Here is a 26,755-nt window from a genome sequence, read left to right as displayed (position 1 = left end):
TATGACCAGTCTGCACGACCGCCATATCCAGCCGCTGATCCTGGCCGGCCTGGACGGCAAGAATTGGCACCTGGAAGACTACGTCAAGCGTGGCGGCTACCAGCAACTGAAGCGCATCCTGACCGAGAAGATCCCGCCCGAGCAGGTGATCGCCGATGTCAAGACATCGGGCCTGCGTGGCCGCGGCGGTGCGGGTTTCCCGACCGGGCTGAAGTGGAGCTTCATGCCGCGCACCTTCCCGGGTCAGAAATACCTGGTCTGCAACACCGATGAAGGCGAGCCCGGCACGTTCAAGGACCGCGACATCATCCGCTACAACCCGCACTCGCTGATCGAAGGCATGGCCATCGGCGCGTATGCGATGGGCATCACCGTGGGCTACAACTACATCCACGGCGAAATCTGGAACGAGTACAAGATCTTCGAGGAAGCCCTCGAAGAGGCGCGCGCGGCCGGCTTCCTGGGTGACAACATCCTGGGCTCGGGCTTCGATTTCCAGCTGCACGCGCACCACGGCTACGGCGCCTATATCTGCGGCGAGGAAACCGCGCTGCTCGAATCGCTGGAAGGCAAGAAGGGCCAGCCGCGTTTCAAGCCGCCGTTCCCGGCCAGCTTTGGCCTGTACGGCAAGCCGACCACCATCAACAACACCGAGACCTTCGCCGCGGTGCCGTTCCTGCTGGCCGTCGGCCCCGAGAACTACCTGAAGCTGGGCAAGCCGAACAACGGCGGCACCAAGATCTTCTCGATCTCGGGCGACGTCGAGCGTCCCGGCAACTACGAGATCCCGCTGGGCACGCCGTTCGCCAAGCTGCTGGAGCTCGCCGGCGGCATGCGCGGCGGCAAGCGCATCAAGGCGGTGATCCCGGGCGGTTCGTCCGCGCCGGTGGTGCCGGGCGACCTGATGATGGCGTCCGACATGGACTATGACTCGATCGCCAAGGCCGGCTCGATGCTGGGCTCGGGCGCGGTGATCGTGATGGACGAGACGCGCTGCATGGTCCGCTCGCTGCTGCGCCTGTCGTACTTCTATTTTGAGGAATCGTGCGGCCAGTGCACGCCCTGCCGCGAAGGCACCGGCTGGCTCTACCGCATGGTCAATCGCATCGAACACGGAGAGGGGCGCCAGGAAGACCTGGACCTGCTCAATAACGTCGCGGAAAACATCATGGGCCGCACCATCTGCGCGCTCGGCGATGCCGCGGCGATGCCGGTCCGCGGCATGCTCAAGCACTACTGGAAAGAGTTCGAATATCACGTCGAACACAAGCAGTGCATGGTTCCGGCCTACATCTAAGCGTGGCAGAACATGGTTGAACTAGAGATCGACGGCAAGAAGGTTGAGGTTGCTGAAGGCAGCCTGGTGATGGAAGCAGCCCGGAAGCTGGGCACCTATATCCCGCACTTCTGCTACCACCGCAAACTGTCCATCGCGGCCAACTGCCGCATGTGCCTGGTCGAGGTCGAAAAGGCCCCGAAGGCGCTGCCTGCCTGCGCCACGCCGGTGACCCCCGGCATGAAGGTCTTCACCAATTCGGAGAAGGCGGTCAAGGCGCAGAAGTCCGTGATGGAATTCCTGCTGATCAACCACCCGCTCGACTGCCCGATCTGCGATCAGGGCGGCGAATGCCAGCTGCAGGATCTGGCCGTGGGCTACGGTGCCTCGGAGTCGCGCTACAAGGAAGAGAAGCGCGTGGTGTTCCACAAGAACGTGGGCCCGCTGATCTCCATGGAGGAGATGACCCGCTGCATCCACTGCACCCGCTGCGTGCGTTTCGGCCAGGAAGTGGCCGGCGTGATGGAGCTGGGCATGCTGGGCCGCGGCGAGCATTCCGAGATCACCACCTTCGTCGGCAAGACCGTCGATTCGGAACTGTCGGGCAACATGATCGACCTGTGCCCGGTCGGCGCGCTGACCAGCAAGCCGTTCCGCTACTCGGCCCGCACCTGGGAACTGGCCCGCCGCAAGTCGGTGTCGCCGCACGACGGCCTGGGCGCGAATCTGGTGGTGCAGACCAAGAACCAGCGCGTGATGCGCGTGCTGCCGCTGGAAAACGAAGACATCAACGAGTGCTGGATCTCCGACAAGGACCGCTTCTCGTATGAAGGCCTGAACAGCGCCGACCGCCTGACCCGCCCGCTGCTGAAGCAGGGCGGCGAATGGATGGAAACCGACTGGCAGACCGCACTCGAATACGTGGCCAACGGCCTGGCCGGCATCAAGCGCGAGCACGGCGCCGACCAGATCGCCGCGCTCGCCAGCCCGCACAGCACGCTCGAAGAATTGTTCCTGCTGGGCAAGCTGGTGCGCGGCCTGGGCAGCGACAACGTCGACTTCCGCCTGCGCCAGTCCGACTTCTCGGCCGCGCTCAAGGGCGCGCCGTGGCTCGGCATGCCGGTGGCCGACGTGACCACGCTGCAACGCGTGCTGGTGATCGGCTCGTCGCTGCGCAAGGATCATCCGCTGCTGGCCTCGCGCCTGCGCCAGGCTACCAAGAAGGGCGCCCGCGTGGCCGTGCTGGGCGCCGGCGGTGAAGACCTGCTGATGCCCGTGGCCGCCCGCATCGACGTGGCGCCGTCGGGCTGGACCGCGGCCCTCGCCGGCGTGGCCCGTGCCGTGGCCGCTGCCAAGGGCGTGGCCGCCCCGGCCGGCACCGAAGGTTTCGACGGTGGCGATGTTGCCGCCAAGACGGCCGAAGCGCTGCTGTCGGGCGAGCGCCGCGCGGTGTTCCTCGGCAACGAGGCCGTGCGCCATCCGCAGTTCTCGGCGCTGCACGCGCTGGCACAGTGGATCGCCACTGAAACCGGTGCGACGCTGGGCTTCCTGACCGAAGCCGCCAACACCGTCGGCGGCTATGTCGCCGGCGCGCTGCCCAGGCAGGGTGGCGCCAATGCGCAGGCGATGCTGGACACGCCGCGCAAGGCCTACATCCTGCTGAACACCGAACCCGAGTTCGACGCCGCCGACCCGCGCAAGGCGCTGGCCGCGCTGGCCCAGGCCGGCACGGTGGTGGTGCTGTCGCCGTTCCGCTCGGAAGCGGCCATGCAGTACGCCGACGTGATCCTGCCGGTGACGCCGTTCACGGAAACCGCCGGCACCTTCGTCAACTGCGAAGGCAAGCCGCAGAGCTTCAACGGCGTGGTCCGCGCGCTGGGCGAATCGCGTCCGGGCTGGAAGGTGCTGCGCGTGCTGGGCAACCTGCTGGACGTGGCCGGCTTCGACTACGAAACCGCCGAGTCGGTGCGTGCCGAAGTGCTGTCGGCCCCGGTCGACGCGCAGCTGGACAACGCCACCGACGCGCCGATCCGCGTTGCCGCCGCTGCCGCCAACGGCATCGAACGCATCGCCGATGTGCCGATCTACCACGCCGACCCGATCGTGCGCCGCGCCGAATCGCTGCAGCTGAGCGCTGCCGCGCGCCGCGCCATGCAGATCTCGCTGCCGGCCGACCTGTTCGCCAGCCTTGGCATCCAGTCCGGCGATCCGGTTCGGGTCACGCAAGGGCAGGGCAGCGTGGTGCTGCCGGCCGTGCTCGAAGCCACTCTCCCGGCCAACACCGTGCGCGTGCCGGCGGCAACGCCGGCGGCCATGAGCCTGGGCGCGATGTACGGCACGGTCACCGTAGAGAAGGCCATTGACCTGGCGCCGGCCACCGGCACCGTGGCCACGGCGTAAGAACAAGAGCGAGAACAAGACATGATTGACTGGATTACCTCGCAAGGACAGGGCCTGCTGGGTGCCTACTGGACACCGCTGTGGATCCTGATTCGCGCCGTGATCATCGTGGTGCCGCTGCTGCTGTGCGTGGCTTACCTGATCCTGTGGGAGCGCAAGCTGATCGGCTGGATGCACGTCCGTATCGGTCCGAACCGCGTGGGTCCGCTGGGCCTGCTGCAGCCGATCGCCGACGTGCTGAAGCTGCTGCTCAAGGAAGTCATGATGCCCACGCAGGTCAGCCGGGGCATGTACCTGATTGCCCCGCTGATGGTGCTGATGCCCGCCGTGGCGGTCTGGGCCGTGATTCCGTTCCAGGCTGAAGTGGTGCTGGCGGACGTCAACGCCGGCCTGCTGTACGTGATGGCGATCAGCTCGGTGGGCGTGTACGGCGTGATCCTGGCCGGCTGGGCCTCGAACTCCAAGTACGCCTTCATCGGCGCCATGCGCGCCGCGGCCCAGATGGTGTCGTATGAAATCGCCATGGGCTTTGCGCTGGTGACGGTGCTGATGGTTGCCGGCAGCCTGAACCTGTCGGCCATCGTCAACGGCCAGAACACCGGTTACTTTGCCGACATGGGCATCAACATCCTGTCGTGGAACTGGCTGCCGCTGCTGCCGATGTTCGGCGTCTACTTTATCTCGGGCGTGGCCGAAACTAACCGCCACCCGTTCGACGTGGTGGAAGGCGAGTCGGAAATCGTGGCCGGCCACATGATCGAATACTCGGGCATGGGCTTCGCGCTGTTCTTCCTGGCCGAGTACATCAACATGATCATCATCTCGACGATGACCGCGCTGATGTTCCTGGGCGGCTGGGCGCCCCCGGTCGATAGCGTGCTGACCAATGCGATCCCGGGCTTCTTCTGGCTGGTGATCAAGGTATTCCTGCTGCTGTCCGTCTTCATCTGGATCCGTGCCTCGTTCCCGCGCTACCGCTATGACCAGATCATGCGCCTGGGCTGGAAGGTGTTCATCCCGCTGACGGTGGCGTGGCTGATCATCGTGGCGATCTGGATCAAGTCGCCCTGGAACATCTGGCACTGAACGGCCAAACGACGGTGCGCGCCGTGGCGCGCACCGTGTGGAAATACTAGGAAGCATCATGCTGCTCGCCATCAAGGACTTCTTCAACAGCCTGCTCCTGAAGGAACTCTTCAAGGGCATGGCCCTGACCGGCCGCTATCTCTTCGCGCGCAAGATCACCGTCCAGTTCCCGGAAGAGAAAACGCCGATCTCGCCGCGCTTCCGTGGCCTGCACGCGCTGCGCCGCTACCCCAACGGGGAAGAGCGCTGCATCGCCTGCAAGCTGTGCGAGGCGGTGTGCCCGGCGCTGGCCATCACGATCGAGTCCGACGCGCGCGCCGACGGCACGCGCCGCACGACCCGCTATGACATCGACCTGACCAAGTGCATCTTCTGCGGTTTCTGCGAAGAGGCCTGCCCGGTCGACGCCATCGTGGAAACACAGATCCTGGAGTACCACGGCGAGAAGCGCGGCGACCTGTACTTCACCAAGGACATGCTGCTGGCAGTGGGCGACCGCTACGAGCCGCAGATCGCCGCAGCCAAGGCTGCCGACGCAAAGTATCGCTAAGCCGAAGCAGCGACAGTAGTAACGACCGGTTCGCGGCTGCCGCAAGCAGCAGACCTGGCAGCCGCCGCCACCGAATTTGAATGCGGCCCCTGCAATGCAAGGGGCCAATGCAAGGATGCCGCAGGAGCGGGCCACCCGAGGGGTGGCTTGTGCCGGACGGCCCAGAGAGGATCCGATAGGGACCATGGAACTCACGACCACCATCTTCTACGTCTTTGCGCTGGTGCTGGTGCTCTCCGCACTGAAAGTCATCACTGCGAAGAACCCGGTGCATTCCGCACTGTTCCTCGTGCTGTCGTTCTTCACGGCCGCGGCGATCTGGATGCTGCTCAAGGCGGAATTCCTCGCCATCCTGCTGGTGCTGGTCTATGTCGGTGCGGTGATGGTGCTGTTCCTGTTCGTGGTGATGATGATCGATATCGACATCGAGCACCTGCGGCGGGACTTCTGGACCTATGTGCCGATGGCCTCGGTGGTGGGCGCGCTGATCATCGCCGAAATGGCGATCGTGCTGGTGCGCAACTTTATCGGCACCACCACGCCGGTGGCCACCAACGGTTCGCAGGAGCCGGGCTACTCGAACACCGCCGCGCTCGGCAAGCTGATCTACACCGACTATATCTACGCCTTCGAAGTGGCCGGCATCATCCTGCTGGTGGCGATCATCGCCGCCGTGGCGCTGACCCTGCGCCGCCGCAAGGACGTCAAGGCCCAGGACGTGTCGGCGCAGCTGCGCACCCGCCGCGACGAGCGCGTGCGCCTGGTGCCGATGCAGTCCGAAGGCCAGACCCAGCAGACGGAAGCCGCGGCTGCCGCCAATAAGAACTAAAGCCCGGAGAAATCGCTGTGCTCTCTCTCGCTCATTTCCTCGTGCTCGGTGCGATCCTGTTTGCGATCAGCATCGTCGGCATCTTCCTGAACCGCAAGAACGTGATCGTGCTGCTGATGGCGATCGAACTGATGCTGCTTGCGGTGAACATCAACTTCGTCGCCTTCTCGCATTACCTGGGCGACCTGGCTGGTCAGGTTTTCGTTTTCTTCATCCTCACGGTGGCCGCCGCCGAGTCGGCAATCGGTCTCGCCATCCTGGTTGTGCTGTTCCGCAACCTGGATACGATCAACGTGGACGACATGGATACCCTCAAGGGCTGATCCGTGGCGCACTACGCAGATACCCAAGACTCACCGACCGCACACCACTAAGCGTCCTATGGCAACCACGCTCAACCCCAACCTGCTGCTTGCGATCCCGCTGGCGCCGCTAGTCGGCTCCGCGATCGCCGGCCTGTTCGGTACCAAGTTCTTTGACCTGTTTTCCTCGGAGTCGCGCGGCGGCCGGATGGTGGCCCACACCTCGACGATTCTGGGCGTGGCCATTGCCTGCGTGCTGTCGGTGATGGTGCTGCTCGACGTGATGAACGGCGCCGGCTACAACGGCACCGTCTACGAGTGGATGGCCATCGGCAGCCTGAAGATGGAGGTCGGCTTCCTGGTCGACTCGCTGACCGCGATGATGATGGTGGTGGTGACCTTCGTCTCGCTGATGGTGCACATCTACACCGTCGGCTACATGGACGGGGACCCCGGCTACAACCGCTTCTTCGCCTACATCTCGCTGTTCACCTTCTCGATGCTGATGCTGGTGATGAGCAACAACTTCCTGCAGCTGTTCTTCGGCTGGGAAGCGGTGGGCCTGGTGTCGTACCTGCTGATCGGCTTCTGGTACACCCGCCCGACGGCGATCTTCGCCAACATGAAGGCGTTCCTGGTCAACCGCGTCGGCGACTTCGGCTTTATCCTCGGCATCGGCCTGCTGCTGGCCTACGCCGGCAGCATGAACTACACCGAAGTGTTCGCCGCGCGCGACCAGCTGGCGACCGTGATCTTCCCGGGCACCGACTGGCTGATGATCACCGTGGCCTGCATCTGCCTGTTCATCGGCGCGATGGGCAAGTCGGCGCAGTTCCCGCTGCACGTCTGGCTGCCTGACTCGATGGAAGGCCCGACCCCGATCTCGGCGCTGATCCACGCGGCAACGATGGTGACCGCCGGCATCTTCATGGTGGCGCGCATGTCGCCGCTGTTCGAGCTGTCGGATACGGCGCTGTCCTTCGTGCTGGTGATCGGTGCCATCACGGCGCTGTTCATGGGCTTCCTGGGCATCATCCAGAACGACATCAAGCGCGTGGTCGCTTACTCGACCCTGTCGCAGCTGGGCTACATGACCGTGGCGCTGGGCGCTTCGGCATACTCGGTGGCCGTGTTCCACCTGATGACGCACGCGTTCTTCAAGGCACTGCTGTTCCTGGGTGCGGGCTCGGTCATCATCGGCATGCACCACGACCAGGACATCCGCAACATGGGCGGCCTGCGCAAGTACATGCCGATCACCTGGATCACCTCGCTGGTGGGTTCGCTGGCGCTGATCGGCACGCCGTTCTTCGCGGGCTTCTACTCCAAGGACTCGATCATCGAGGCCGTGGCCGAGTCGCATATCGCCGGTTCGGGCTTTGCCTACTTCGCCGTGCTGGCGGGCGTGTTCGTCACCGCGTTCTACTCGTTCCGCATGTACTTCCTGGTCTTCCACGGCAAGGAGCGCTGGGGCCAGAACCATGCCCACCAGCATCATGAGGGCGACCATGAGGACGAAGAGGTCTCGCACGACCACCACCATGGCCTGGCCGCCGGCGAGAAGCCGCACGAGTCGCCGTGGGTGGTGACGCTGCCGCTGGTGCTGCTGGCGATCCCGTCGGTGATCGTCGGTGCGATCGCGATCGAGCCGATGCTGTTTGGCAACTTCTTCAAGAACGGCATCGCGTTCAAGGACGTGATCTTCGTCGGCGAGAACCACCACGCCATGGCCGAGCTCAAGGAAGCATTCCACGGCTGGGTGGCAATGGCGATCCACTCGCTGACCACGCCCGTGCTGTGGCTGGCCGTCGCCGGTGTGGTGCTGTCCTGGTTCTTCTATATGAAGCGCCCGGATATCCCTGAAGCCATCGCGAACCGCTTCTCGGGTCTCTACAAGCTGCTGGACAACAAGTACTACATGGACGCCATCAACCAGGCCGTGTTCGCCCGCGGCGCACGCCTGCTGGGTACCGGCCTGTGGAAGGGCGGCGACCAGAGCCTGATCGACGGCCTGTTCGTTAACGGCGCGGCGCGCCTGGTGGCTTCGTTTGCTTCGGCAAGCCGCTACCTGCAGTCGGGCTATATCTACCACTACGCGTTCGCGATGATCGTCGGCATGCTGGTGCTGCTGACGCTGACGGTCACGGGCGTGATCGGCACCAAGTGATAGGCACCAAGTAAGGAAAACATAGAAATGGTTCTGTCTTTCTCAATCTGGCTGCCTGTCTTTTTCGGCCTGCTGATCCTGGCCTTCGGCTCGGACCGCAGCCCTGGCTTTGTCCGGTGGATGTCGCTGTTCGGCTCGATCGCCAGCTTTGTCGTCACGCTGCCGCTGGTCTTCGGCTTCGACCGTACCAGCGCGGCCATGCAGTTCGTCGAGAAGGCGGACTGGATCGAGCGCTTCAACATCCACTATCTGCTGGGTGTTGACGGCATCTCGATGTGGTTCGTGGTGCTGACCGCCTTCATCACGGTGATCGTGGTGATCTCGGCCTGGGAAGTGATCACCGAGCGTGTGGCCGAATACATGGCCTCGTTCCTGATCCTGTCGGGCCTGATGGTCGGCGTGTTCTGCACGCTGGACGGCATGCTGTTCTACGTGTTCTTCGAAGCCACGCTGATCCCGATGTACATCATCATCGGTGTCTGGGGCGGCCCGAACCGCGTCTATGCCGCGTTCAAGTTCTTCCTGTACACGCTGGCGGGCTCGCTGCTGACGCTGATCGCGCTGCTGTACCTGTACAACAAGACCGGTACCTTCGAAATCCTGCAATGGCACCAGGCCAAGCTGTCGATGAACGAGCAGATCGCGCTGTTCATTGCCTTCTTCGTCGCCTTCGCGGTCAAGGTGCCGATGTGGCCGGTGCACACCTGGCTGCCGGACGCCCACGTGGAAGCGCCGACCGGCGGTTCGGTGGTGCTGGCTGCCATCATGCTGAAGCTGGGCGCCTACGGTTTCCTGCGGTTCTCGCTGCCGATCGCGCCTGACGCCAGCCACTACCTGGCCCCGTTCATCATCACCATCTCGCTGATCGCGGTGATCTACATCGGCCTGGTGGCCCTGGTGCAGGCCGACATGAAGAAGCTGGTGGCGTACTCGTCGATCGCCCACATGGGCTTCGTCACGCTGGGCTTCTTCATTTTCAGCGACATCGGCGTTGAAGGCGGCATCGTGCAGATGATCTCGCACGGCTTTATCTCCGGCGCGATGTTCCTTTGCATCGGCGTGCTGTACGACCGCGTGCACTCGCGCCAGATCGCCGACTACGGCGGCGTGGTCAACACCATGCCCAAGTTCGCCGCGCTGGCAGTGTTCTTCGCGATGGCCAACTGCGGCCTGCCGGCCACCTCGGGCTTCGTCGGCGAATTCATGGTGATCCTGGGCGCGGTCAAGTTCGACTTCTGGATCGGCCTGCTGGCCGCCACCGCACTGATCTTCGGCGCCGCCTACTCGCTGTGGATGGTCAAGCGCGTGATCTTCGGCGATATCGTCCACCAGCACGTGCGCGAGCTGGTCGACCTGAACAAGCGTGAGTTCGTCATGCTCGGCCTGCTGGCCATCATGACGCTGTACATGGGCCTGCACCCGAAGCCCTTTACCGACGTGATGCACGCGTCCGTGGTGAACCTGCTGTCCCACGCGGCGCAGTCCAAGCTGTAATCGGGGAGAGAAATCAACATGCAACCGTCCTCGACACTCGGCCCTGTGGCGCCGATCATCTTCCTGGCGATCGCCATCGCCGCGATCAACTGGATCGACCTTGCGCGCGGCAAGGGCAAGCAAAGCGTTGCCTATCCGCTGTCGCTGCTGACCACCCTGGTGCTGACGGTGTGGTTCGGCCTGAACGCCGCCGCCGGCGAGACCCACTACGCGTTTTCCAACCTGGTGGTGATCGACCCGATGGCCAACGTGCTGTCGGCGTTCTGCGCGGCGGGCCTGTTTGTCACGCTGGTGTACACGCGCCGCTACCTGGCTGAGCGCGACATGTTCGCCGGCGAGTTCTACATGCTGGCCCTGTTCACGCTGGGCGGCCAGATCGTGATGATCACCGGCAACAACTTCCTGACCCTGTACCTGGGCCTGGAACTGCTGTCGCTGTCGTCGTACGCGCTGGTGGCACTGCGCCGCGAATCGCGCGTGACCTCGGAATCGGCGATGAAGTACTTCGTGCTGGGCGCGCTGGCTTCGGGCTTCCTGCTGTACGGCATCTCGATGATGTACGGCGCCACCGGTTCGCTGAACCTGGGCGAAGTGTTCCGCGTGGTCGAGTCGGGCCGCGTCAACACCACCATGCTGGCCTTTGGCGTGGTCTTTATCGTCGCCGGCCTGTCGTTCAAGCTGGGTGCCGCGCCGTTCCACATGTGGATCCCGGACATCTACCAGGGTTCGCCGACCGCGGTGACGCTGCTGATCGCCGGCGGCCCCAAGGTGGCAGCTTTTGCGCTGTTCATCCGCGTGCTGGTGGAAGGCCTGCTGCCCCTGGCCAGCGACTGGCAGATGATGCTGGTGGTGCTGTCGATCATTTCGCTGGCCATCGGCAACCTGACCGCCATCGTGCAGAGCAACCTGAAGCGGATGCTGGCGTACTCGACCATCTCGCACATGGGCTTCGTGCTGCTGGGCCTGCTGTCGGGCGTGGTCGCCAACAAGGCTGACGGCGCCGCCGATGCGTACAGCTCGGCGATGTTCTACTCGGTGACCTACCTGCTGACCACGCTGGGCACCTTCGGCATCATCCTGCTGCGCACGAACAAGGGTTTCGAGGCCGAGACCCTGGAAGACCTGAGGGGCATGTCGCGCCGCAACCCGTGGTTCGCGTTCCTGATGCTGGTGATGATGTTCTCGCTGGCCGGCATTCCGCCGACCGTGGGCTTCTATGCCAAGCTGGCCGTGCTGGATGCGGTGGTCAAATCGGGCATGACCTGGCTGGCCGTGGTGGCCGTGCTGTTCTCGCTGATCGGCGCGTTCTATTACCTGCGTATCGTCAAGCTGATGTACTTCGATGCGCCCGCTGCTGAAGAAGAGCTGGAAGCAACCTTTGGCCTGCGCTCGATGCTGAGCGTGAACGGCGCCGCGGTGATCCTGCTGGGTATTTTCCCGGCCGCGCTGATGAACCTGTGCTACCAGGCCATCCGCTCGACCCTGGGTTCCTGATCCGCCACACGCCATGAGCGCATCCGCAAGCGGCTGGTTTGTCATCCTGCTGGCACTGATCAGTGCGAACCTGCCGTTTGTGAACCAGCGCCTGTTCGTGCTGATCCCGCTGCGGCGGGCGCGCAAGCCGCTGTGGCTGCGCCTGCTGGAACTGATCGTATGGTTCGCGGTGGCGGGCGCCGCCGGCTTTGCGGTGGAGGCCAGCCTTGGCAACGCCTTCCCGCAGGGCTGGCAGTTTTACGCCATCACCGCGTGCATGATGCTGGTGTTTGCCTTCCCGGGCTTCACCTGGCAATACCTCGTCAAACACCGCACGGCCTGAAGCCGGTCTTGTCGGCGCCGGGCCCTGCCTGATCCGGAGCGTCCATGACCGACAAGATCCAACGCGGCACCCCGTCTACCGCTGAACCCGCCGGGAACGACGACGCACTGAAGGAAGTGTGCGTCGCCTCGGCCACGGTCCATCGCGGCAAGTTCCTCACCCTCAAGCAAGATATCGTCAGGCTGCCGGACGGCAAGCAGACCGGGCGCGAGTACGTGGTCCATCCGGGCGCGGTGATGATGATCCCGCTGTTCAGCGACGGCACCGTGCTGATGGAGCGCCAGTTCCGCTATCCGATCGGCGAAGTGATGCTGGAATTCCCCGCCGGCAAGCTTGATCCGGAAGAGGGCGCGCAGCGCTGTGGCGAACGCGAACTGCTGGAGGAGACCGGCTACAGCGCGGCGCGCTGGGACTACCTGACGCGCATCCACCCGGTTATCTCGTATTCCACCGAGTACATCGACATCTTCCTGGCGCGCGACCTGACGCATGGCGAGGCGCAGCTCGACGACGGCGAGTTCATCGAAACCTTCATCACGCCGGTGGGGCAGGTGATCGATTGGGTCCGCAGCGGCCGCATCACCGACGTAAAGACCATCATCGGCGCATTCTGGCTGGAAAAAGTGATCTCGGGTGCCTGGCAACCGGGCGAACAGCCGCTGCCGCATTACGCCGTATAGTGAGTAGTGAGCCGCGTGGATTCTGCGCCATGCGGTTGTTCCCGAACGGTCGTTCTAAAAAATTTAGCACGACCGTTCACAAAATTTCGATTCGCGGATAATATAGCTTTTGACGGGCTGGAAAGATCATGAAGGTGCTCGACCTGCGCTGCGCGCATGACCATGGTTTCGAGGGCTGGTTTGCCTCGGAAGAAGATGCGCAGTCGCAAATCTCTCGTGACCTCGTCCAATGCCCGGTCTGTGGCGACCACGCCGTGACGCGGCTGCCCAGCGCGCCGCGCCTGAACCTGTCGGGCGCGACCGCGCGCGAAGGCAGCGCCAGGCCGGCGCAGCCGGCCGCCGCACCGGTGACACTGCAAGCGCTCTATATGAATGCAGTGAAGCAGGTGCTGGCACAGACCGAGGACGTTGGCGATCGCTTTGCCGAAGAGGCGAGGCGCATGCACTATGACGAGGCGCCGGAACGCGGCATTCGCGGTTCGGCCTCGGCGGAGGAGGTGCAGGCGCTGGCCGAAGAGGGCATCGAGACTTTCCCGCTCGTGGTGCCGGATGCGCTGAAGCAGACGGCTCACTGAATTGCGTCTTGTGCCCGTTTGCTGTCGGCGCTTGACGTGCAGGCAGAACAAACCGCCGGCGGCCCCACGCCAAGCCGGCACCACTGGAGACGGGCATGGATCTCAACTACTCGGCGTCCGACAACGCCTTCCGCGAGGAAGTGCGTAGCTGGCTCGAAGCCAACTTGCCGGCGGACATCCGCAGCAAGATTCTCAACCACCGCCGTCCGAACCGCGACGACCTGGTGCGCTGGCACAAGACCCTGGCCGGCAAGGGCTGGTCGGCACCGCACTGGCCGGTCCAGTACGGCGGCACCGGCTGGAACGCCACCCAGCGCCATATCTGGGATGAAGAGAATGCCCGCGTCGGCGCGCCCGGCGTGCTGCCGTTCGGCGTGGCGATGGTCGCGCCGGTGATCATGAAGTACGGCAGCGAAGAGCAAAAGTCGTACTACCTGCCGCGCATCCTGGACTGCACCGACTGGTGGTGCCAGGGCTATTCGGAGCCGGGCTCGGGCTCGGACCTGGCCTCGCTGAAGACCCGTGCCGAGCTGACTTCGGACGGCAAGCACTACATCGTCAACGGCCAGAAGACCTGGACCACGCTCGGCCAGCACGCCGACATGATCTTCTGCCTGGTGCGCACCGACCCGGAAGCCAAGAAGCAGGAGGGCATCTCGTTCCTGCTGATCGACATGAAGACCCCGGGCATCACCGTGCGCCCGATCATCATGCTCGACGAAGAGCATGAGGTGAACGAAGTCTTCTTCGACAACGTCAAGGTGCCGGTCGAGAACCGCGTCGGCGAAGAGAACAAGGGCTGGACCTACGCCAAGTACCTGCTGGGCCACGAGCGCACCGGCATCGCCCGCGTGGGCAACTCCAAGCGCGAGCTCGGCTTCCTCAAGCGCGTGGCGCGCCAGCAGCAGAAGAACGGCAAGCCGCTGCTGGAAGACCCGGTGTTCGGCGCCAAGGTGGCCGCGCTGGAAATCGAACTGATGGCGCTGGAGATCACCGTGCTGCGCGTGGTCTCGAGCGAAGCGGCAGGCAAGGGCCCCGGCCCCGAGGCCTCGATGCTCAAGATCAAGGGCACCGAGATCCAGCAGCTGCTGACCGAGCTGATGGTCGAGGCCGTCGGCCCGTACGCGCAGCCGTTCGACACCGCCTACCTGGAGTGCGAGACCGAGCACGCCGTGACCGGCTACGACGACGCAGCGCCGCTGGCCGCGTACTACTTCAACTATCGCAAGACCTCCATCTATGGCGGGTCCAACGAAATTCAGAAGAACATCATCAGCCAGATGATTCTGGGGCTGTGAGGAGACACGCAACATGAACTTCAATCTCAGCGACGAACAGAAGCAGCTGGCCGACGCCGTCCGCCGTTTCATCGACAAGGACTACGGCTTCGAGTCCCGCAAGCAGAACTACGAAAGCGCCGCCGGTTATGGCGACGCCGCCTGGGGCTCGCTGGTCGAGCTTGGCCTGACCGCGCTGCCGGTGCCGGAAGCGCAGGGCGGTTTCGCGGGCAAGGCCCTGGACATGATGGTGGTGCAGCAGGAGCTGGGCCGCGGCCTGATCGTGGAGCCGTACCTGGCCACGGTGGTGGGCGCCTACGCCCTGGGCCTGGCCGGTGGCCAGGATGCGCTGCTGGAACAGGTCGCCGGCGGCGAACTGAAGCTGGCCGTGGCCTTCAACGAGCCGCAGGCGCGCTATGAACTGAACGACGTGCGCGTCACCGCCCGCGACGGCAAGCTCAACGGCCGCAAGACCGTGGTGCTGCACGGCGGCCAGGCCGACAAGCTGATCGTGTCGGCCCGCAGCAGCGGTGCCGAAGCCGACCAGGACGGCATCTCGCTGTTCCTGGTGGATGCCACGGGCGCCGGCGTCAGCATCAAGGACTACCGCACCATCGACAACCTGCGCGCGGCCGACATCACCTTCCAGGATGCCCCCGCGCAACTGCTGGGCGAAGCCGGCAAGGCCTTCCCGGTGATCGAGCAAGTGGCCGACTACGCTGCCGTGCTGCTGTGCGCCGAGGCCGTGGGCGTGATGGATACGCTCAACGCCGCCACGCTGGAATATGCCAAGACGCGCCAGCAGTTCGGCGTGCCGATCGCGCGCTTCCAGGCGCTGCAGCACCGCATGGTGGAGATGTTCATCCACGCCGAGCAGTCGCGTTCGATCACGCTGCTGGCCGCGGCACGCTTCGAAGAAGTAACGCCGGAAGAGCGCCGCTGCTATGTCTCCGCCGCCAAGGCGCGCGTGGGGCAGGCAGCGCGCACGGTCGGCCAGGAGGCAGTGCAGATCCACGGCGGCATGGGCGTGACCAACGAACTGCCGGCCGCGCACATGTTCAAGCGGCTGACGCTGATCAACACCACCTTCGGCGACGTGGATCACCACCTGGGCAGGTTCGCCGCCCAGCCGGGGTTCCAGGAAGCTGCCTGATCCTGCCAGTCCAAGCAAAACCGCGCTGTAGTCCAGGCGCGGTTTTTTTCTTTGGGGACCGTTAGGGGCGGGTTCGGCAAATACGGACGCCGGCCCCCGGCGGCCATGCGATCATCGCCTGAGCAAACTTAGCGCCCTGGCGCCAATCACTACAGAGAGACAACCGATGCTGTATTTCGAGGACTTTGAAGTCGGCAGCCGCCGCGAACTGGGTTCGTACCTCGTCACCGAGGAAGAGATCCTGGCCTTTGCCCGCCAGTACGATCCGCAGCCGTTCCATATCGACAAGGAAGCCGCTGCCAAGAGCATCTATGGCGGCGTGATCTCGAGCGGCTGGATGACGTGCTCGATCATGATGCGGCTGCTGGTGCTGAGCACCACCGGCAAGTCGGCCAGCATGGGCTCGCCCGGCGTGGACGAGATCCGCTGGCTCAAGCCCGTCTACGCCGGCGACACGCTCACCGTCGTGCTGAATGTGCTCGATACCCGGCCGTCGCAGTCCAAGCCGGACCGCGGCGTGGTCCACACCCAGTGGGAAGCCACCAACCAGCGCGGCGAACTGGTCTGCACCGTCAAGGGCATGGGCATGTACGGCCGCCGCCCCGCTTAAGAACACTTTATCGTCACGAGGAGACTATCGACATGCGCACCATCGCAACGCTGGAAGAACTGGAAGGCCTGCAGGGCCAGGAAGTCGCGGTCAGCGACTGGATCGAGGTGACCCAGCAGCAGGTCAACCAGTTTGCCGATGCCACCGGCGACCACCAGTGGATCCACATCGACGTGGAGCGCGCGAAGAAAGAGTCGCCCTATGGCGGCCCGATCGCCCACGGCTTCCTGACGCTGTCGCTGCTGCCCAAGTTCATGCACAACGCGCTGCATATGCCGTCGAAGATCGGCGTCAACTACGGCCTGAACCGCGTGCGCTTCACGGCACCCGTGCCGGTGGGCAGCAAGCTGCGCGCGCGCATCAAGCTGCTGAAGGTCGAGCGCCTCGATCCGCTGCCGAAGTCGCCCGAACTGGTGGGCGCACAGTCCACCTGGGAAGTGACGGTGGAGCGCGAGGGCAGCGACCGTCCGGTCTGCGTCGCCGAGTCGATCACGCGCCGCTACGGGTGACGGATAGGCAGTTTTGACGCGGTGCGACAATATGCCACACAGGCATGTCGCACCCCGTAGGCCGCCTAATGCGCCGCTTTCTGCATTTTTAGGAACCGATTTGTGACGTTGATGCCGGTCAAATGCTGCTTCGCGGATTTGTGCGTCGATTGTCCGTTCTGCTGAACAGTGTGTTCTGTGCCGTTGGGTTTACCCCTAATGTTGCGTTGCGGTACAGTCGCGCCCACGATGTTTTACGTGTTGCGCTCCCCGGCCGAAAACCGCGCTTGCCATGAAGGCAAGTCCGTCGGGAAGTGCAAAAACCTCGTATTCCAACGCTACCCGGCCGCTGTACTGAGCCGGGACCGTTCGCGGTTTCGGCCAGGTGCCGCAGCGCCGGCAAGGTCCTACAGGGCCTGCAGCGCACGCAGTCAGTTGTCCTTCCGTGTTCATGGCGTTGCAAGGCCGCATGGTCCCCCGGCGTTCGATCCGCCGCCCGACCGCAACGCCAGCTAAGGACACGTCCTTCCGGTTTTCCCTCAGCCCCACGCCTCTTGCGCGAGCATCAGGCGGTTTAGCCACGCTTTTGCCCGAAGCGCGGTGTAACCAAACCAGTCGTGACATGAAGAAACCCATACTGCCGCGTTGGACGCGGTTCCTGCCTTGCCTTGGCCTGCTCCTGCTCGCCGGCTGCAACATGACGCTGCTCGACCCGAAAGGGCAGGTCGGCGTCGACATCAAGAACATCATCCTGATTGCAACCTGGCTCATGCTGCTGGTGGTGCTGCCGGTGATCGTGCTCACGCTGGTGTTCGCCTGGAAGTACCGCGCGTCCAATACCTCGGCGCGCTATGAGCCGGACTGGTCGCACTCCACCGCGATCGAAGTGGTGGTGTGGCTGATCCCCTGCCTGATCATCATTGCGCTGGGCATCATCACCTGGAAGTCCTCGCACGACCTGGACCCGTACAAGCCGCTCGAATCCAGCAAGAAGCCGGTCACCGTCGAGGTGGTGGCGCTGAACTGGAAGTGGCTGTTCATCTATCCGGAACTGAAGATCGCCACGGTCAACCAGATCGCCTTCCCGGTCGACACCCCGGTGAACTTCAAGATCACCTCGGATTCGATCATGAATTCGTTCTTCATCCCGCAACTGGGCAGCCAGGTATACGCCATGGCAGGGATGGAGACCAAGCTCCACCTGATCGCCAACGAAGCCGGCTCTTACGACGGCGTGTCCGCCAACTACAGCGGCGGCGGCTTCTCGGGCATGAAGTTCAAGGCGGTCGCCATGTCGAACTATGAGTTCGACCAGTGGGTCGCCAAGGTTCGCGCCTCGTCCACCGAACTGGGCGTTGAAGGCTACAAGACGCTGGCACAACCCAGCGAGAAGGAGCCGGTCACGTACTACGGCAAGGTGGAAGACAAGCTCTTCCACAACATCCTGCACAAGTACATGGGCCACAGCGGCACGGCGCTCGCCGCCGACGGGTTCAAGGGCGGCCCGATCTGCACGTCGCGCAACACCCTCGGTGAAGAGCAGCTGTCGATGACCACGCCTGTGAAGGCGCTGGGCGCGCAATCCTAGGAGCAATGATGTTTGGCAAGTTGAGTTTGTCGGCGATTCCGTTTCATGAGCCGATCATCATGGTCGTTCTGGCCGGCGTCGCCCTGGGCGGTGCCGCGCTGCTAGGCGCGATCACCTATTTCAAGAAGTGGGGCTACCTCTGGAACGAGTGGTTCACCTCGGTCGACCACAAGAAGATCGGCGTGATGTACTGCCTGGTCGCGCTGATCATGCTGCTGCGCGGCTTCGCCGACGCGGTCATGATGCGCACCCAGCTGGCGCTCGCCACCAATGGCGCGACCGGCGTGCTGCCGCCCGAGCACTACGACCAGATCTTCACCGCCCACGGCGTGATCATGATCTTCTTCGTGGCCATGCCGCTGATGACCGGCCTGATGAACCTGGTCGTGCCGCTGCAGATCGGCGCGCGCGACGTGGCCTTCCCGTTCCTGAACACGCTGTCGTTCTGGCTGTTCGTGTCGGGCGCCATGCTGGTCAATGTCTCGCTGGGCGTCGGTGAATTCGCCAAGACCGGCTGGCTGGCCTACCCGCCGCTGTCGGGCCTGGACTTCAGCCCGGGCGTGGGGGTGGACTACTACCTCTGGAGCTTGCAGATCTCGGGCCTGGGCACCTTGCTGACCGGCGTGAACTTCCTGGTGACGATCCTGCGCATGCGCGCGCCGGGCATGACGCTGATGCGCATGCCGGTGTTCACCTGGACCGCGCTGTGTACCAACGTGCTGATCGTGGCTGCCTTCCCGGTGCTGACCGTGACCCTGGCGCTGCTGGGCCTGGACCGCTACGTCGGTACCCACTTCTTCACGAACGACGGTGGCGGCAACGCCATGATGTACGTGAACCTGATCTGGATCTGGGGCCACCCCGAGGTGTACATCCTGATCCTGCCGGCGTTCGGCATCTTCTCTGAAGTGATCGCCACGTTCTCGGGCAAGAAGCTGTTCGGCTACAAGGGCATGGTGTACGCGACCGCCGCGATCATGGTGCTGTCGTTCATCGTGTGGCTGCACCACTTCTTCACGATGGGCTCGGGCGCCAACGTCAACGCGTTCTTCGGCATCACCACCATGATCATCTCCATCCCGACCGGGGTGAAGATCTTCAACTGGCTGTTCACCATGTACCGCGGCCGGGTCCAGATGACCTCGCCGGTGCTGTGGACGCTGGGCTTCATGATCACCTTCGTGATCGGCGGCATGACCGGCGTGCTGATGGCCGTGCCGGCCGCTGACTTCGTGCTGCACAACAGCCTGTTCCTGATCGCCCACTTCCACAACGTGATCATCGGCGGCGTGCTGTTCGGCTACCTGGCCGGCATCACCTACTGGTGGCCGAAGGCGTTCGGCTTCACGCTGAACGAGCGGCTGGGCAAGTGCGCCTTCTGGTGCTGGCTGGTCGGCTTCTACTTCGCCTTCATGCCGCTGTACGTGCTGGGCCTGATGGGCATGACCCGCCGCCTGAACCACACCGACAACCCGGCCTGGACGCCGTGGCTGTACCTGGCCGTGGTCGGCGTGGTGTTCGTGGCGCTGGGCATCTTCTTCCAGGTGCTGCAGATCGTGGTGTCGATCCGCGACCGCAAGAAGCTGGCCGACGTGACCGGCGACCCGTGGGGCGGCCGTACCCTGGAGTGGGCCACCTCGTCGCCGCCGCCGTTCTACAACTTCGCGCACACCCCGGTGGTGCGTGACCTGGACGCGTTCTCCGACATGAAGGCCCGTGGCGAGACGCTGCCGACCGAAGGCTACGAGAAGATCCACATGCCCAAGAACACGGGCGCGGGCTTCATCATCGGCGCCTTCAGCCTGGTGTTCGGCTTTGCCCTGACCTGGCATATCTGGTGGATGGCCATCGTTGGCCTGGTGGGCATGGTGTGGGCGTTCATCCACCGCAGCAACGACGACCATATCGACTACTACGTGCCGGCCACCGAGGTCGAGCAGATCGAAACGCGCCATCTGCAGCGCATTGCTTCGCAAGCCTGAGAACCATGTCGACTCAAGTCCTAGACCGCATCCCCGCGCAGGCCGGCGCACCGGCCAAAGCCGACGCGCATGGCCATGACCATGCGCACCACGATACCAGTGCCAATACGGTGTATGGCTTCTGGATCTACCTGATGAGCGACTGCATCATCTTCGCCGGACTGTTCGCGGCCTTCGCCGTGCTGCGCGGCGAACTGGCAGGCGGCCCGTCGGCGAAGGAGCTGTTCGAGCTCAACTACGTGCTGGTGGAGACCTTCATCCTGCTGTTCTCCTCGATCACGTACGGCATGGCGATGATCTCGCTGCAGAACCGCAGCCTGAGCCGCGTGCAGGTGTGGCTCGGCATCACGTTCCTGCTGGGCGCGGCATTCATGGCGATGGAAATCAACGAATTCCATCACCTGATCGCCGAAGGCGCCGGCCCGGGCCGCAGCGCGTTCCTGTCGTCGTTCTTCACGCTGGTCGGCACCCACGGCCTGCACGTCGCCAGCGGCATGCTGTGGATGATCGTGCTGATGTGGCAACTGTCGAAGAAGGGCATCACCCCGACCCTGAGCAAGCGCCTGATGTGCCTGTCGCTGTTCTGGCACTTCCTGGACGTGGTCTGGATCGGCGTGTTTACCGTGGTCTACCTGATGGGACATCTGTGATGGCACAACACAACGCACCGGCGGCGCACGGCGCCCACGATTCGCACGACTCGCACGCGGGTCATGACACCCACGCCAGCTTCAAGTCGTACGCAATCGGCTTCATCCTGGCCGTGATCCTGACCGTGGTCCCGTTCAAGCTCGTGATGGACGGCAGCATGGACAAGGGCACCATCCTCTGGATCATCCTCGGCATGGCCGCGGTCCAGATCCTGGTCCACCTGAAGTACTTCCTGCACCTGGACACGTCGTCCGAGCAGCGCAGCAACGTGATCGCGCTGCTGTTCACGGCGCTGATCCTGGTGATCGTGGTGGCGGGTTCGCTGTGGATCATGCACAACCTGAATGCCAACATGATGGTGATGTAAGGACCAACGTCCTGGCATCGAGAGCGGGGCCCTGCAAGGGGCCCCGTTTTTTTTTGCCCGTCGCCTGCCTTGGGGCATGACGCCCGGCCTTGGTGCGGGGACGCGCAGCGCCTGGTGCCTTGCGCATGCCGCCCGCACGGAATTGCGCAGATGCACGGGAGTGGTGCGTGCGCCGCCTGCACTGCTCTGGTGCGGATGCGCGATCGTGGGCGGCGGCAGCGCCTGCGCGCCGCGCCAGCACGCCATCTGCCGGGGGTGCGGTGGGTATCAGGCGGCCTGCCTCCATGGCACGCTAGTTGCAGAAGCATCACCCGGGGAGCGTAGTCCCTGACTAACACCATAAACGGGAGCTGCAAATGCAACGACGTGACATGCTGAAGCTGTCGGCGATAGCCGCCGCGGCAATGATCGGTACCAGCCCGCTGGCCATGGCGCAGTCCAAGGAACCGATCAAGGTCGGTATCCTGCACTCGCTGTCCGGCACCATGGCCATTTCGGAGACGTCGCTGAAGGACGTGGCCCTGATGACCATCGACGAGATCAACAAGAGCGGCGGCGTGCTGGGGCGCAAGCTGGAGCCGGTGGTGGTGGATCCCGCCTCGAACTGGCCGCTGTTCGCGGAAAAGGCGCGCCAGCTGATCACCAAGGACAAGGTCGCGGTGACCTTCGGCTGCTGGACCTCGGTGTCGCGCAAATCCGTGCTGCCGGTCTACGAAGAGCTGAACTCGCTGCTGTTCTACCCGGTGCAGTATGAAGGCGAAGAGATGTCGAAGAACGTCTTCTACACCGGTGCAGCGCCCAACCAGCAGGCCATTCCGGCGGTGGAATACCTGATGAGCAAGGAAGGCGGCGGCGCCAAGCGCTTCTTCCTGCTGGGCACGGACTACGTCTACCCGCGCACCACCAACAAGATCCTGCGCGCCTTCCTGAAGAGCAAGGGCGTGGCCGACAAGGACATCGAAGAGGTCTACACCCCGTTTGGCCACAGCGACTACCAGACCATCGTCGCCAATATCAAGAAGTTCTCGCAGGGCGGCAAGACCGCGGTGATCTCCACCATCAACGGCGACTCCAACGTGCCGTTCTACAAGGAACTTGGCAACGCCGGGCTGAAGGCCAAGGACGTGCCGGTGGTGGCGTTCTCGGTGGGTGAGGAGGAACTGCGCGGCATCGATACCAAGCCGCTGGTGGGCCACCTGGCCGCATGGAACTACTTCATGTCGGTCAAGAACCCCGAGAACGACGCCTTCCGCAAGCAGTGGGCGGCATGGGTCAAGGCCAACAACCTGCCCGGCGGCGACAAGCGTGTGACCAACGACCCGATGGAAGCCACCTACGTGGGCATCCATATGTGGGCGCAGGCCGTGAAGAAGGCCGGCACCACCGACACCAACAAGGTGCGCGCCGCCATGTACGGCCAGACCTTCAAGGCACCGGACGGCTTCACGCTGACCATGGGCGAGAACCACCACCTGTACAAGCCGGTGATGATCGGCGAAGTGAAGGGCGACGGCCAGTTCTCGGTGGTGTGGAAGACGCCGAAGGCGGTGCGCGCGCAGCCGTGGAGCCCGTTCATCGCGGGTAACGAAGGCAAGCCGGACAAGGTGATGTAAGTAAGCCGGGCCACCCGCTGCCGGTTGGCTCCCCTCTCCCGCTTGCGGGAGAGGGGCTGGGGGAGAGGGCAGGCGCTTGCCAGCCAGATGGCAAGCGCTTCGTCATGGACACCTGCCTTCTCCCCAAACACTCATTCCGCAACTCGCCAGCACCTATGCGCAATCCCTTATCCGTTTCCATCCTGCCATGGCTGCACGCCCTGCTGGCGGCGCTGCTGCTGGCGGCTGCGCCGTGGGCCGCGGCGCTGACGCAGGCCGAGCTGAAGCCGCTGGCCGAAGACGACTTCGATGCCAAGACCGCGGCGCTGACCGCGCTGGCCAAGGCCTCGCCGGAACAGGCCGGTCCGATCCTGAAGGCCTTGCAGGACGACGCGCTGCAATATGCGCCGTCGGTCGGCATGGTGCGCCAGGATGGCGGCAAGACCGTCGATGCCATTACCGGCAAGCCGGTCGCGGTGAAAGCCGACGAGCTCGAATCCCTGACCCTGAACAACAGCCTGCGCGCGCTGGTCGACAGCGCCGCCAGCAGCCTGCTGCTGCAGTCGCCCGATATCGCGGTGCGCGCGCAGGCCATCGCCACGCTGCGCGACCAGCCCGAGAGCGCCTCGCGCGCCGCGGTCGAAGCCGCGCGCAAGAACGAGGCCGATGCCGGCCTGCGCACCAGCCTGGACGTGATCTGGGCCAACCTGGTGCTGGCCGAGCCGGCCGACCCCGCAGCGCATGACGCGCGGCTTGAAGCCATCCGCATCCTCGGCAGCGACAGCAACCCGCAGAGCCGCCAGAAGCTGGCGCCGCTGGTGGAGCGCGACAGCGCCGGCAACTACCGCGAGCCCGATGCCGACGTGCGCCTGGCCGCGCAGCAGGCGCTGGACACGCTGCGCAGCGACCAGCGCCGCGCCGAGCTGATCGGCAACCTGTTCGCCGGCCTGAGCCTGGGCAGCGTGCTGCTGCTGGCCGCGCTCGGGCTGGCCATCACCTATGGCCTGATCGGCGTCATCAACATGGCGCACGGTGAATTCCTGATGATCGGCGCCTATGCCACCTACGTGGTGCAGTCGCTGTTCCGCGCCTACGCGCCGGGTGCGTTCGACTGGTACCTGCCGGCGGCGCTGCCGGCCTCGTTCCTGGCCGCCGCGCTGGTGGGCTTCGTGCTGGAGCGGCTGGTGCTGCGCCACCTGTACGGCCGCCCGCTGGAAACGCTGCTGGCCACCTTCGGCGTGAGCCTGCTGCTGATGCAGGCGGTGCGCACGCTGTTCGGCGCGCAGAACGTGGAAGTGGCCAACCCGGCGTGGATGAGCGGCGGCATCGAATGGATGCCGGGCCTGGTGATCCCGTACAACCGCATTGTCATCATCCTGTTCGCGCTTGCGGTGGTGGCGGTGGCGTGGGCGGTGCTGAACCGCACGCGGCTGGGGCTGTTCGTGCGCGCCACCACGCAGAACCGCACCATGGCGGCCTGCGTCGGCGTGCGCACCTGGAAGGTCGACAGCTACGCCTTTGCCTTCGGCGCCGGCATTGCCGGGCTGGGCGGCTGCGCGCTGTCGCAGATCGGCAATGTCGGCCCCGACCTGGGCCAGGCCTACATCATCGATTCGTTCATGGTGGTGGTGCTGGGCGGCGTCGGGCAGCTGGCCGGCACCATCGTCGGCGCCTTCGGGCTGGGCATCATCAACAAGTTCATCGAGCCCTTCTATGGCGCGGTGCTGGCCAAGATCTTTGTCCTGGTGCTGATCGTGCTGTTTATCCAGAAGCGGCCGCAGGGACTTTTCGCGCTCAAGGGGCGCAGCGCGGAGGCATGATGCAGCGAGTCCAATCGAATTCTTCCGCCACCGCGTTCCGGCTAGCGGTGCCGGAGCGGCAGGCGCTGTTCTCGCCGCGCGGCTGGCTGGTGCTTGCGGCGCTGGTGGTGATCGTCGGCATCGGCGTGCCGGTGTGCGCGCTGGTGTTGCCGGAGGGGCATCCGCTGCACCTGTCGGCTTATGCGCTGACGCTGGTCGGCAAGATCATGTGCTTTGCGCTGGCGGCGATCGCGCTGGACCTGGTGTGGGGCTACTGCGGCATCCTGAGCCTGGGCCACGGGCTGTTCTTCGCGCTGGGCGGCTATGCCATGGGCATGTACCTGATGCGATCGATCGGGCGCGAGGGCGTGTACAAGAGCGAACTGCCGGACTTCATGGTGTTCCTCGACTGGAAGGAGCTGCCGTGGTTCTGGCACGGCACCGAGCACCTCGGCTATGCGCTGCTGCTGGTGGTGCTGGTGCCGGGCGTGCTGGCCTGGCTGTTCGGCTTCTTCGCCTTCCGCTCGCGCATCAAGGGCGTGTACCTGTCGATCATCACGCAGGCGATGACGTATGCGGCGATGCTGCTGTTCTTCCGCAACGAGACCGGTTTCGGCGGCAACAACGGCTTCACGGACTTCAAGCGCATTGCCGGCTTTGCGATTGCGGCGCCGCAGACGCGCACGGCGCTGTTCGTGCTGACCTTCCTGGCGCTGCTGGCGGGCTTCATCGCCTGCCGCTACATCGTCACGTCCAAGCTCGGGCGCGTGGTCACCGCGGTGCGCGATGCCGAGATGCGGGTGATGTTCTCCGGCTACAACCCGCTGGGCTACAAGCTCTTCGTGTGGACCTTCTCGGCGGTGCTGTGCGGCATCGCGGGGGCGCTGTACGTGCCGCAGGTGGGCATCATCAACCCCGGCGAGATGTCGCCCGGCAATTCGATCGAGATGGCGGTGTGGGTCGCCGTGGGCGGGCGCGGCACGCTGATCGGGCCGGTGATCGGCGCGTTCCTGGTCAATGGTGCCAAGACCCTGTTCACCGCCCACTTTGCCGAATACTGGCTGTTCCTGCTGGGCGCGATGTTCGTGCTGGTGACCTTGTACCTGCCCGATGGCGTGACCGGGCTGTGGAACCGGCTGCGCGAGCGGCGCGCGGCCATACCACCAGCCGCTGCAGACCCTGTTTCCGCGCCCGCCGTGGCAGGACGCACCGGAGGTGAAGCATGAATGCCGCACTCCAGCACGGCCAGGCCGAAAGCGGCGACGCCACCGGCCTGGGCCGCATCGTCGAACCCGGCACCATCGACGTCTCGCACGGGCCGATCCTGTACCTGGAAGACCTGACGGTGCAGTTCGACGGCTTCCGCGCGCTGAACAAGCTGACCTTGTCGATCGACCATGGCGAGCTGCGCTGCGTGATCGGCCCCAACGGGGCCGGCAAGACCACGATGATGGATGTCATCACCGGCAAGACCGGGCCGCGCAATGCCAATGTCAGCGGGCGCGTGTTCCTGGGCCAGACCATCGACCTGATGCGGATGACCGAGCCGCGCATCGCGCAGGTCGGCATCGGCCGCAAGTTCCAGAAGCCGACGGTGTTCGAGCAGCACGCGGTGTGGGAGAACCTGGAACTGGCGATGAAGGCCGACAAGCGCTGGTGGTCGTCGCTGCGCGCGCGGCTGACGGCCGAGGGGCATCGCCGCATCGAGGAAACGCTGGCGCTGACCGGACTGGAGGCCGAGGCCTACCGCCCCGCGGGGCTGCTGTCGCACGGGCAGAAGCAGCGCCTGGAGATCGGCATGCTGCTGATGCAGCAGCCGCAGCTGCTGTTGCTGGACGAGCCGGTGGCCGGCATGACCGATGAAGAGACCATGCAGCTGGCGGCGCTGCTCAATGGCCTGCGCGGCAGCTGCTCGATGATGGTGGTCGAGCACGACATGGAGTTCGTCGCAGCGCTCGCGGGCGATGCCGGCCAGGTCACGGTGCTGGCCGAGGGCAGCGTGCTGGCCGAAGGCACGCTCGACAGCGTCAAGCGCGATGAGCGCGTGATCGAATCCTACCTGGGAAGATAAGC

Annotated in this window: 24 protein-coding genes; all 24 read left to right on the top strand. The window is 64.5% G+C overall.

Annotated elements, in window-relative coordinates; translation table 11 throughout:
* Position 1 precedes the first annotated feature (1 nt).
* The 24 genes from nuoF (at position 2) to urtD (ending at position 26,753) form a co-directional block, all read left to right on the top strand.
* Positions 2 to 1,297 carry an NADH-quinone oxidoreductase subunit NuoF gene (nuoF, locus tag AC3WLF_RS03500; protein ID WP_340528743.1) on the top strand — a complete coding sequence of 432 codons (1,296 nt, stop codon included), beginning with the start codon at positions 2 to 4 and terminating at the stop codon, positions 1,295 to 1,297.
* A 12-nt stretch (positions 1,298 to 1,309) separates the two neighbouring features.
* Entirely contained in the window at positions 1,310 to 3,676 is a 2,367-nt protein-coding gene (gene nuoG, locus AC3WLF_RS03495; RefSeq protein WP_492357026.1) for an NADH-quinone oxidoreductase subunit NuoG, read from the top strand.
* A gap of 21 nt (positions 3,677 to 3,697) precedes the next feature.
* Positions 3,698 to 4,762, top strand: a complete 1,065-nt coding sequence (gene nuoH / locus AC3WLF_RS03490) for an NADH-quinone oxidoreductase subunit NuoH (protein ID WP_340528739.1) — start codon at positions 3,698 to 3,700, stop codon at positions 4,760 to 4,762.
* A 58-nt stretch (positions 4,763 to 4,820) separates the two neighbouring features.
* Positions 4,821 to 5,312, top strand: a complete 492-nt coding sequence (gene nuoI / locus AC3WLF_RS03485; protein ID WP_010809124.1) for an NADH-quinone oxidoreductase subunit NuoI — start codon at positions 4,821 to 4,823, stop codon at positions 5,310 to 5,312.
* 184 nt (positions 5,313 to 5,496) lie between these two features.
* Positions 5,497 to 6,141: an NADH-quinone oxidoreductase subunit J gene (locus tag AC3WLF_RS03480; RefSeq protein ID WP_492357025.1), complete on the top strand. Its 645-nt coding sequence runs from the start codon at positions 5,497 to 5,499 to the stop codon at positions 6,139 to 6,141.
* 17 nt (positions 6,142 to 6,158) lie between these two features.
* Complete coding sequence (gene nuoK / locus AC3WLF_RS03475) at positions 6,159 to 6,464, top strand: NADH-quinone oxidoreductase subunit NuoK (RefSeq protein ID WP_010809122.1); 306 nt, start codon at positions 6,159 to 6,161, stop codon at positions 6,462 to 6,464.
* Positions 6,465 to 6,522: 58 nt separating this feature from the next.
* Entirely contained in the window at positions 6,523 to 8,610 is a 2,088-nt protein-coding gene (gene nuoL / locus AC3WLF_RS03470; protein ID WP_492320914.1) for an NADH-quinone oxidoreductase subunit L, read from the top strand.
* A 27-nt stretch (positions 8,611 to 8,637) separates the two neighbouring features.
* Positions 8,638 to 10,104: an NADH-quinone oxidoreductase subunit M gene (locus AC3WLF_RS03465; RefSeq protein ID WP_492352036.1), complete on the top strand. Its 1,467-nt coding sequence runs from the start codon at positions 8,638 to 8,640 to the stop codon at positions 10,102 to 10,104.
* Positions 10,105 to 10,122: 18 nt separating this feature from the next.
* Complete coding sequence (gene nuoN, locus AC3WLF_RS03460; RefSeq protein ID WP_492320912.1) at positions 10,123 to 11,598, top strand: NADH-quinone oxidoreductase subunit NuoN; 1,476 nt, start codon at positions 10,123 to 10,125, stop codon at positions 11,596 to 11,598.
* Between the two features lie 13 nt (positions 11,599 to 11,611).
* Positions 11,612 to 11,920 carry a DUF2818 family protein gene (locus AC3WLF_RS03455; RefSeq protein ID WP_010809118.1) on the top strand — a complete coding sequence of 103 codons (309 nt, stop codon included), beginning with the start codon at positions 11,612 to 11,614 and terminating at the stop codon, positions 11,918 to 11,920.
* Between the two features lie 44 nt (positions 11,921 to 11,964).
* Entirely contained in the window at positions 11,965 to 12,600 is a 636-nt protein-coding gene (locus AC3WLF_RS03450; protein WP_492357839.1) for an NUDIX domain-containing protein, read from the top strand.
* A gap of 128 nt (positions 12,601 to 12,728) precedes the next feature.
* Positions 12,729 to 13,175, top strand: coding sequence for a DUF1178 family protein (locus AC3WLF_RS03445; RefSeq protein WP_492320910.1), 447 nt, complete (start codon positions 12,729 to 12,731; stop codon positions 13,173 to 13,175).
* A 95-nt stretch (positions 13,176 to 13,270) separates the two neighbouring features.
* A complete protein-coding gene (locus AC3WLF_RS03440) occupies positions 13,271 to 14,473 on the top strand; it encodes an acyl-CoA dehydrogenase family protein (protein ID WP_492320909.1) in 1,203 nt (400 codons plus the stop codon).
* A 13-nt stretch (positions 14,474 to 14,486) separates the two neighbouring features.
* Positions 14,487 to 15,605: an acyl-CoA dehydrogenase family protein gene (locus AC3WLF_RS03435; RefSeq protein WP_492357838.1), complete on the top strand. Its 1,119-nt coding sequence runs from the start codon at positions 14,487 to 14,489 to the stop codon at positions 15,603 to 15,605.
* Positions 15,606 to 15,771: 166 nt separating this feature from the next.
* Positions 15,772 to 16,215, top strand: coding sequence for a MaoC family dehydratase (locus AC3WLF_RS03430; protein WP_035819974.1), 444 nt, complete (start codon positions 15,772 to 15,774; stop codon positions 16,213 to 16,215).
* Between the two features lie 32 nt (positions 16,216 to 16,247).
* The gene (locus AC3WLF_RS03425; protein ID WP_492320906.1) at positions 16,248 to 16,724 is read left to right on the top strand and encodes a MaoC family dehydratase; all 477 of its coding nucleotides are present in this window, start codon (positions 16,248 to 16,250) and stop codon (positions 16,722 to 16,724) included.
* Positions 16,725 to 17,325: 601 nt separating this feature from the next.
* Positions 17,326 to 18,291: a ubiquinol oxidase subunit II gene (gene cyoA, locus AC3WLF_RS03420; protein ID WP_492357837.1), complete on the top strand. Its 966-nt coding sequence runs from the start codon at positions 17,326 to 17,328 to the stop codon at positions 18,289 to 18,291.
* A gap of 8 nt (positions 18,292 to 18,299) precedes the next feature.
* Positions 18,300 to 20,273, top strand: a complete 1,974-nt coding sequence (cyoB, locus tag AC3WLF_RS03415; RefSeq protein WP_010809110.1) for a cytochrome o ubiquinol oxidase subunit I — start codon at positions 18,300 to 18,302, stop codon at positions 20,271 to 20,273.
* A 5-nt stretch (positions 20,274 to 20,278) separates the two neighbouring features.
* Complete coding sequence (cyoC, locus tag AC3WLF_RS03410) at positions 20,279 to 20,923, top strand: cytochrome o ubiquinol oxidase subunit III (protein ID WP_058698665.1); 645 nt, start codon at positions 20,279 to 20,281, stop codon at positions 20,921 to 20,923.
* Complete coding sequence (cyoD, locus tag AC3WLF_RS03405; RefSeq protein WP_492320904.1) at positions 20,923 to 21,291, top strand: cytochrome o ubiquinol oxidase subunit IV; 369 nt, start codon at positions 20,923 to 20,925, stop codon at positions 21,289 to 21,291. Before cyoC ends, cyoD begins: the two co-directional genes overlap by 1 nt.
* Positions 21,292 to 21,647: 356 nt before the next feature.
* Complete coding sequence (gene urtA / locus AC3WLF_RS03400; protein ID WP_010809107.1) at positions 21,648 to 22,904, top strand: urea ABC transporter substrate-binding protein; 1,257 nt, start codon at positions 21,648 to 21,650, stop codon at positions 22,902 to 22,904.
* Positions 22,905 to 23,059: 155 nt separating this feature from the next.
* On the top strand, positions 23,060 to 24,703 hold the full coding sequence (gene urtB / locus AC3WLF_RS03395) for an urea ABC transporter permease subunit UrtB (RefSeq protein WP_492321681.1): 1,644 nt from the start codon (positions 23,060 to 23,062) through the stop codon (positions 24,701 to 24,703).
* Positions 24,703 to 25,908, top strand: a complete 1,206-nt coding sequence (gene urtC / locus AC3WLF_RS03390; RefSeq protein ID WP_492352054.1) for an urea ABC transporter permease subunit UrtC — start codon at positions 24,703 to 24,705, stop codon at positions 25,906 to 25,908. Before urtB ends, urtC begins: the two co-directional genes overlap by 1 nt.
* Entirely contained in the window at positions 25,905 to 26,753 is an 849-nt protein-coding gene (urtD, locus tag AC3WLF_RS03385) for an urea ABC transporter ATP-binding protein UrtD (protein WP_010809104.1), read from the top strand. The genes urtC and urtD overlap by 4 nt, the downstream gene beginning before the upstream one ends.
* Positions 26,754 to 26,755: the final 2 nt, after the last annotated feature.

Source organism: Cupriavidus sp. FW306-01-F10A (assembly GCF_058782785.1).
Note: the sequence above shows the minus strand (reverse complement) of the source record. Positions and strands in the feature narration are given on the sequence as shown.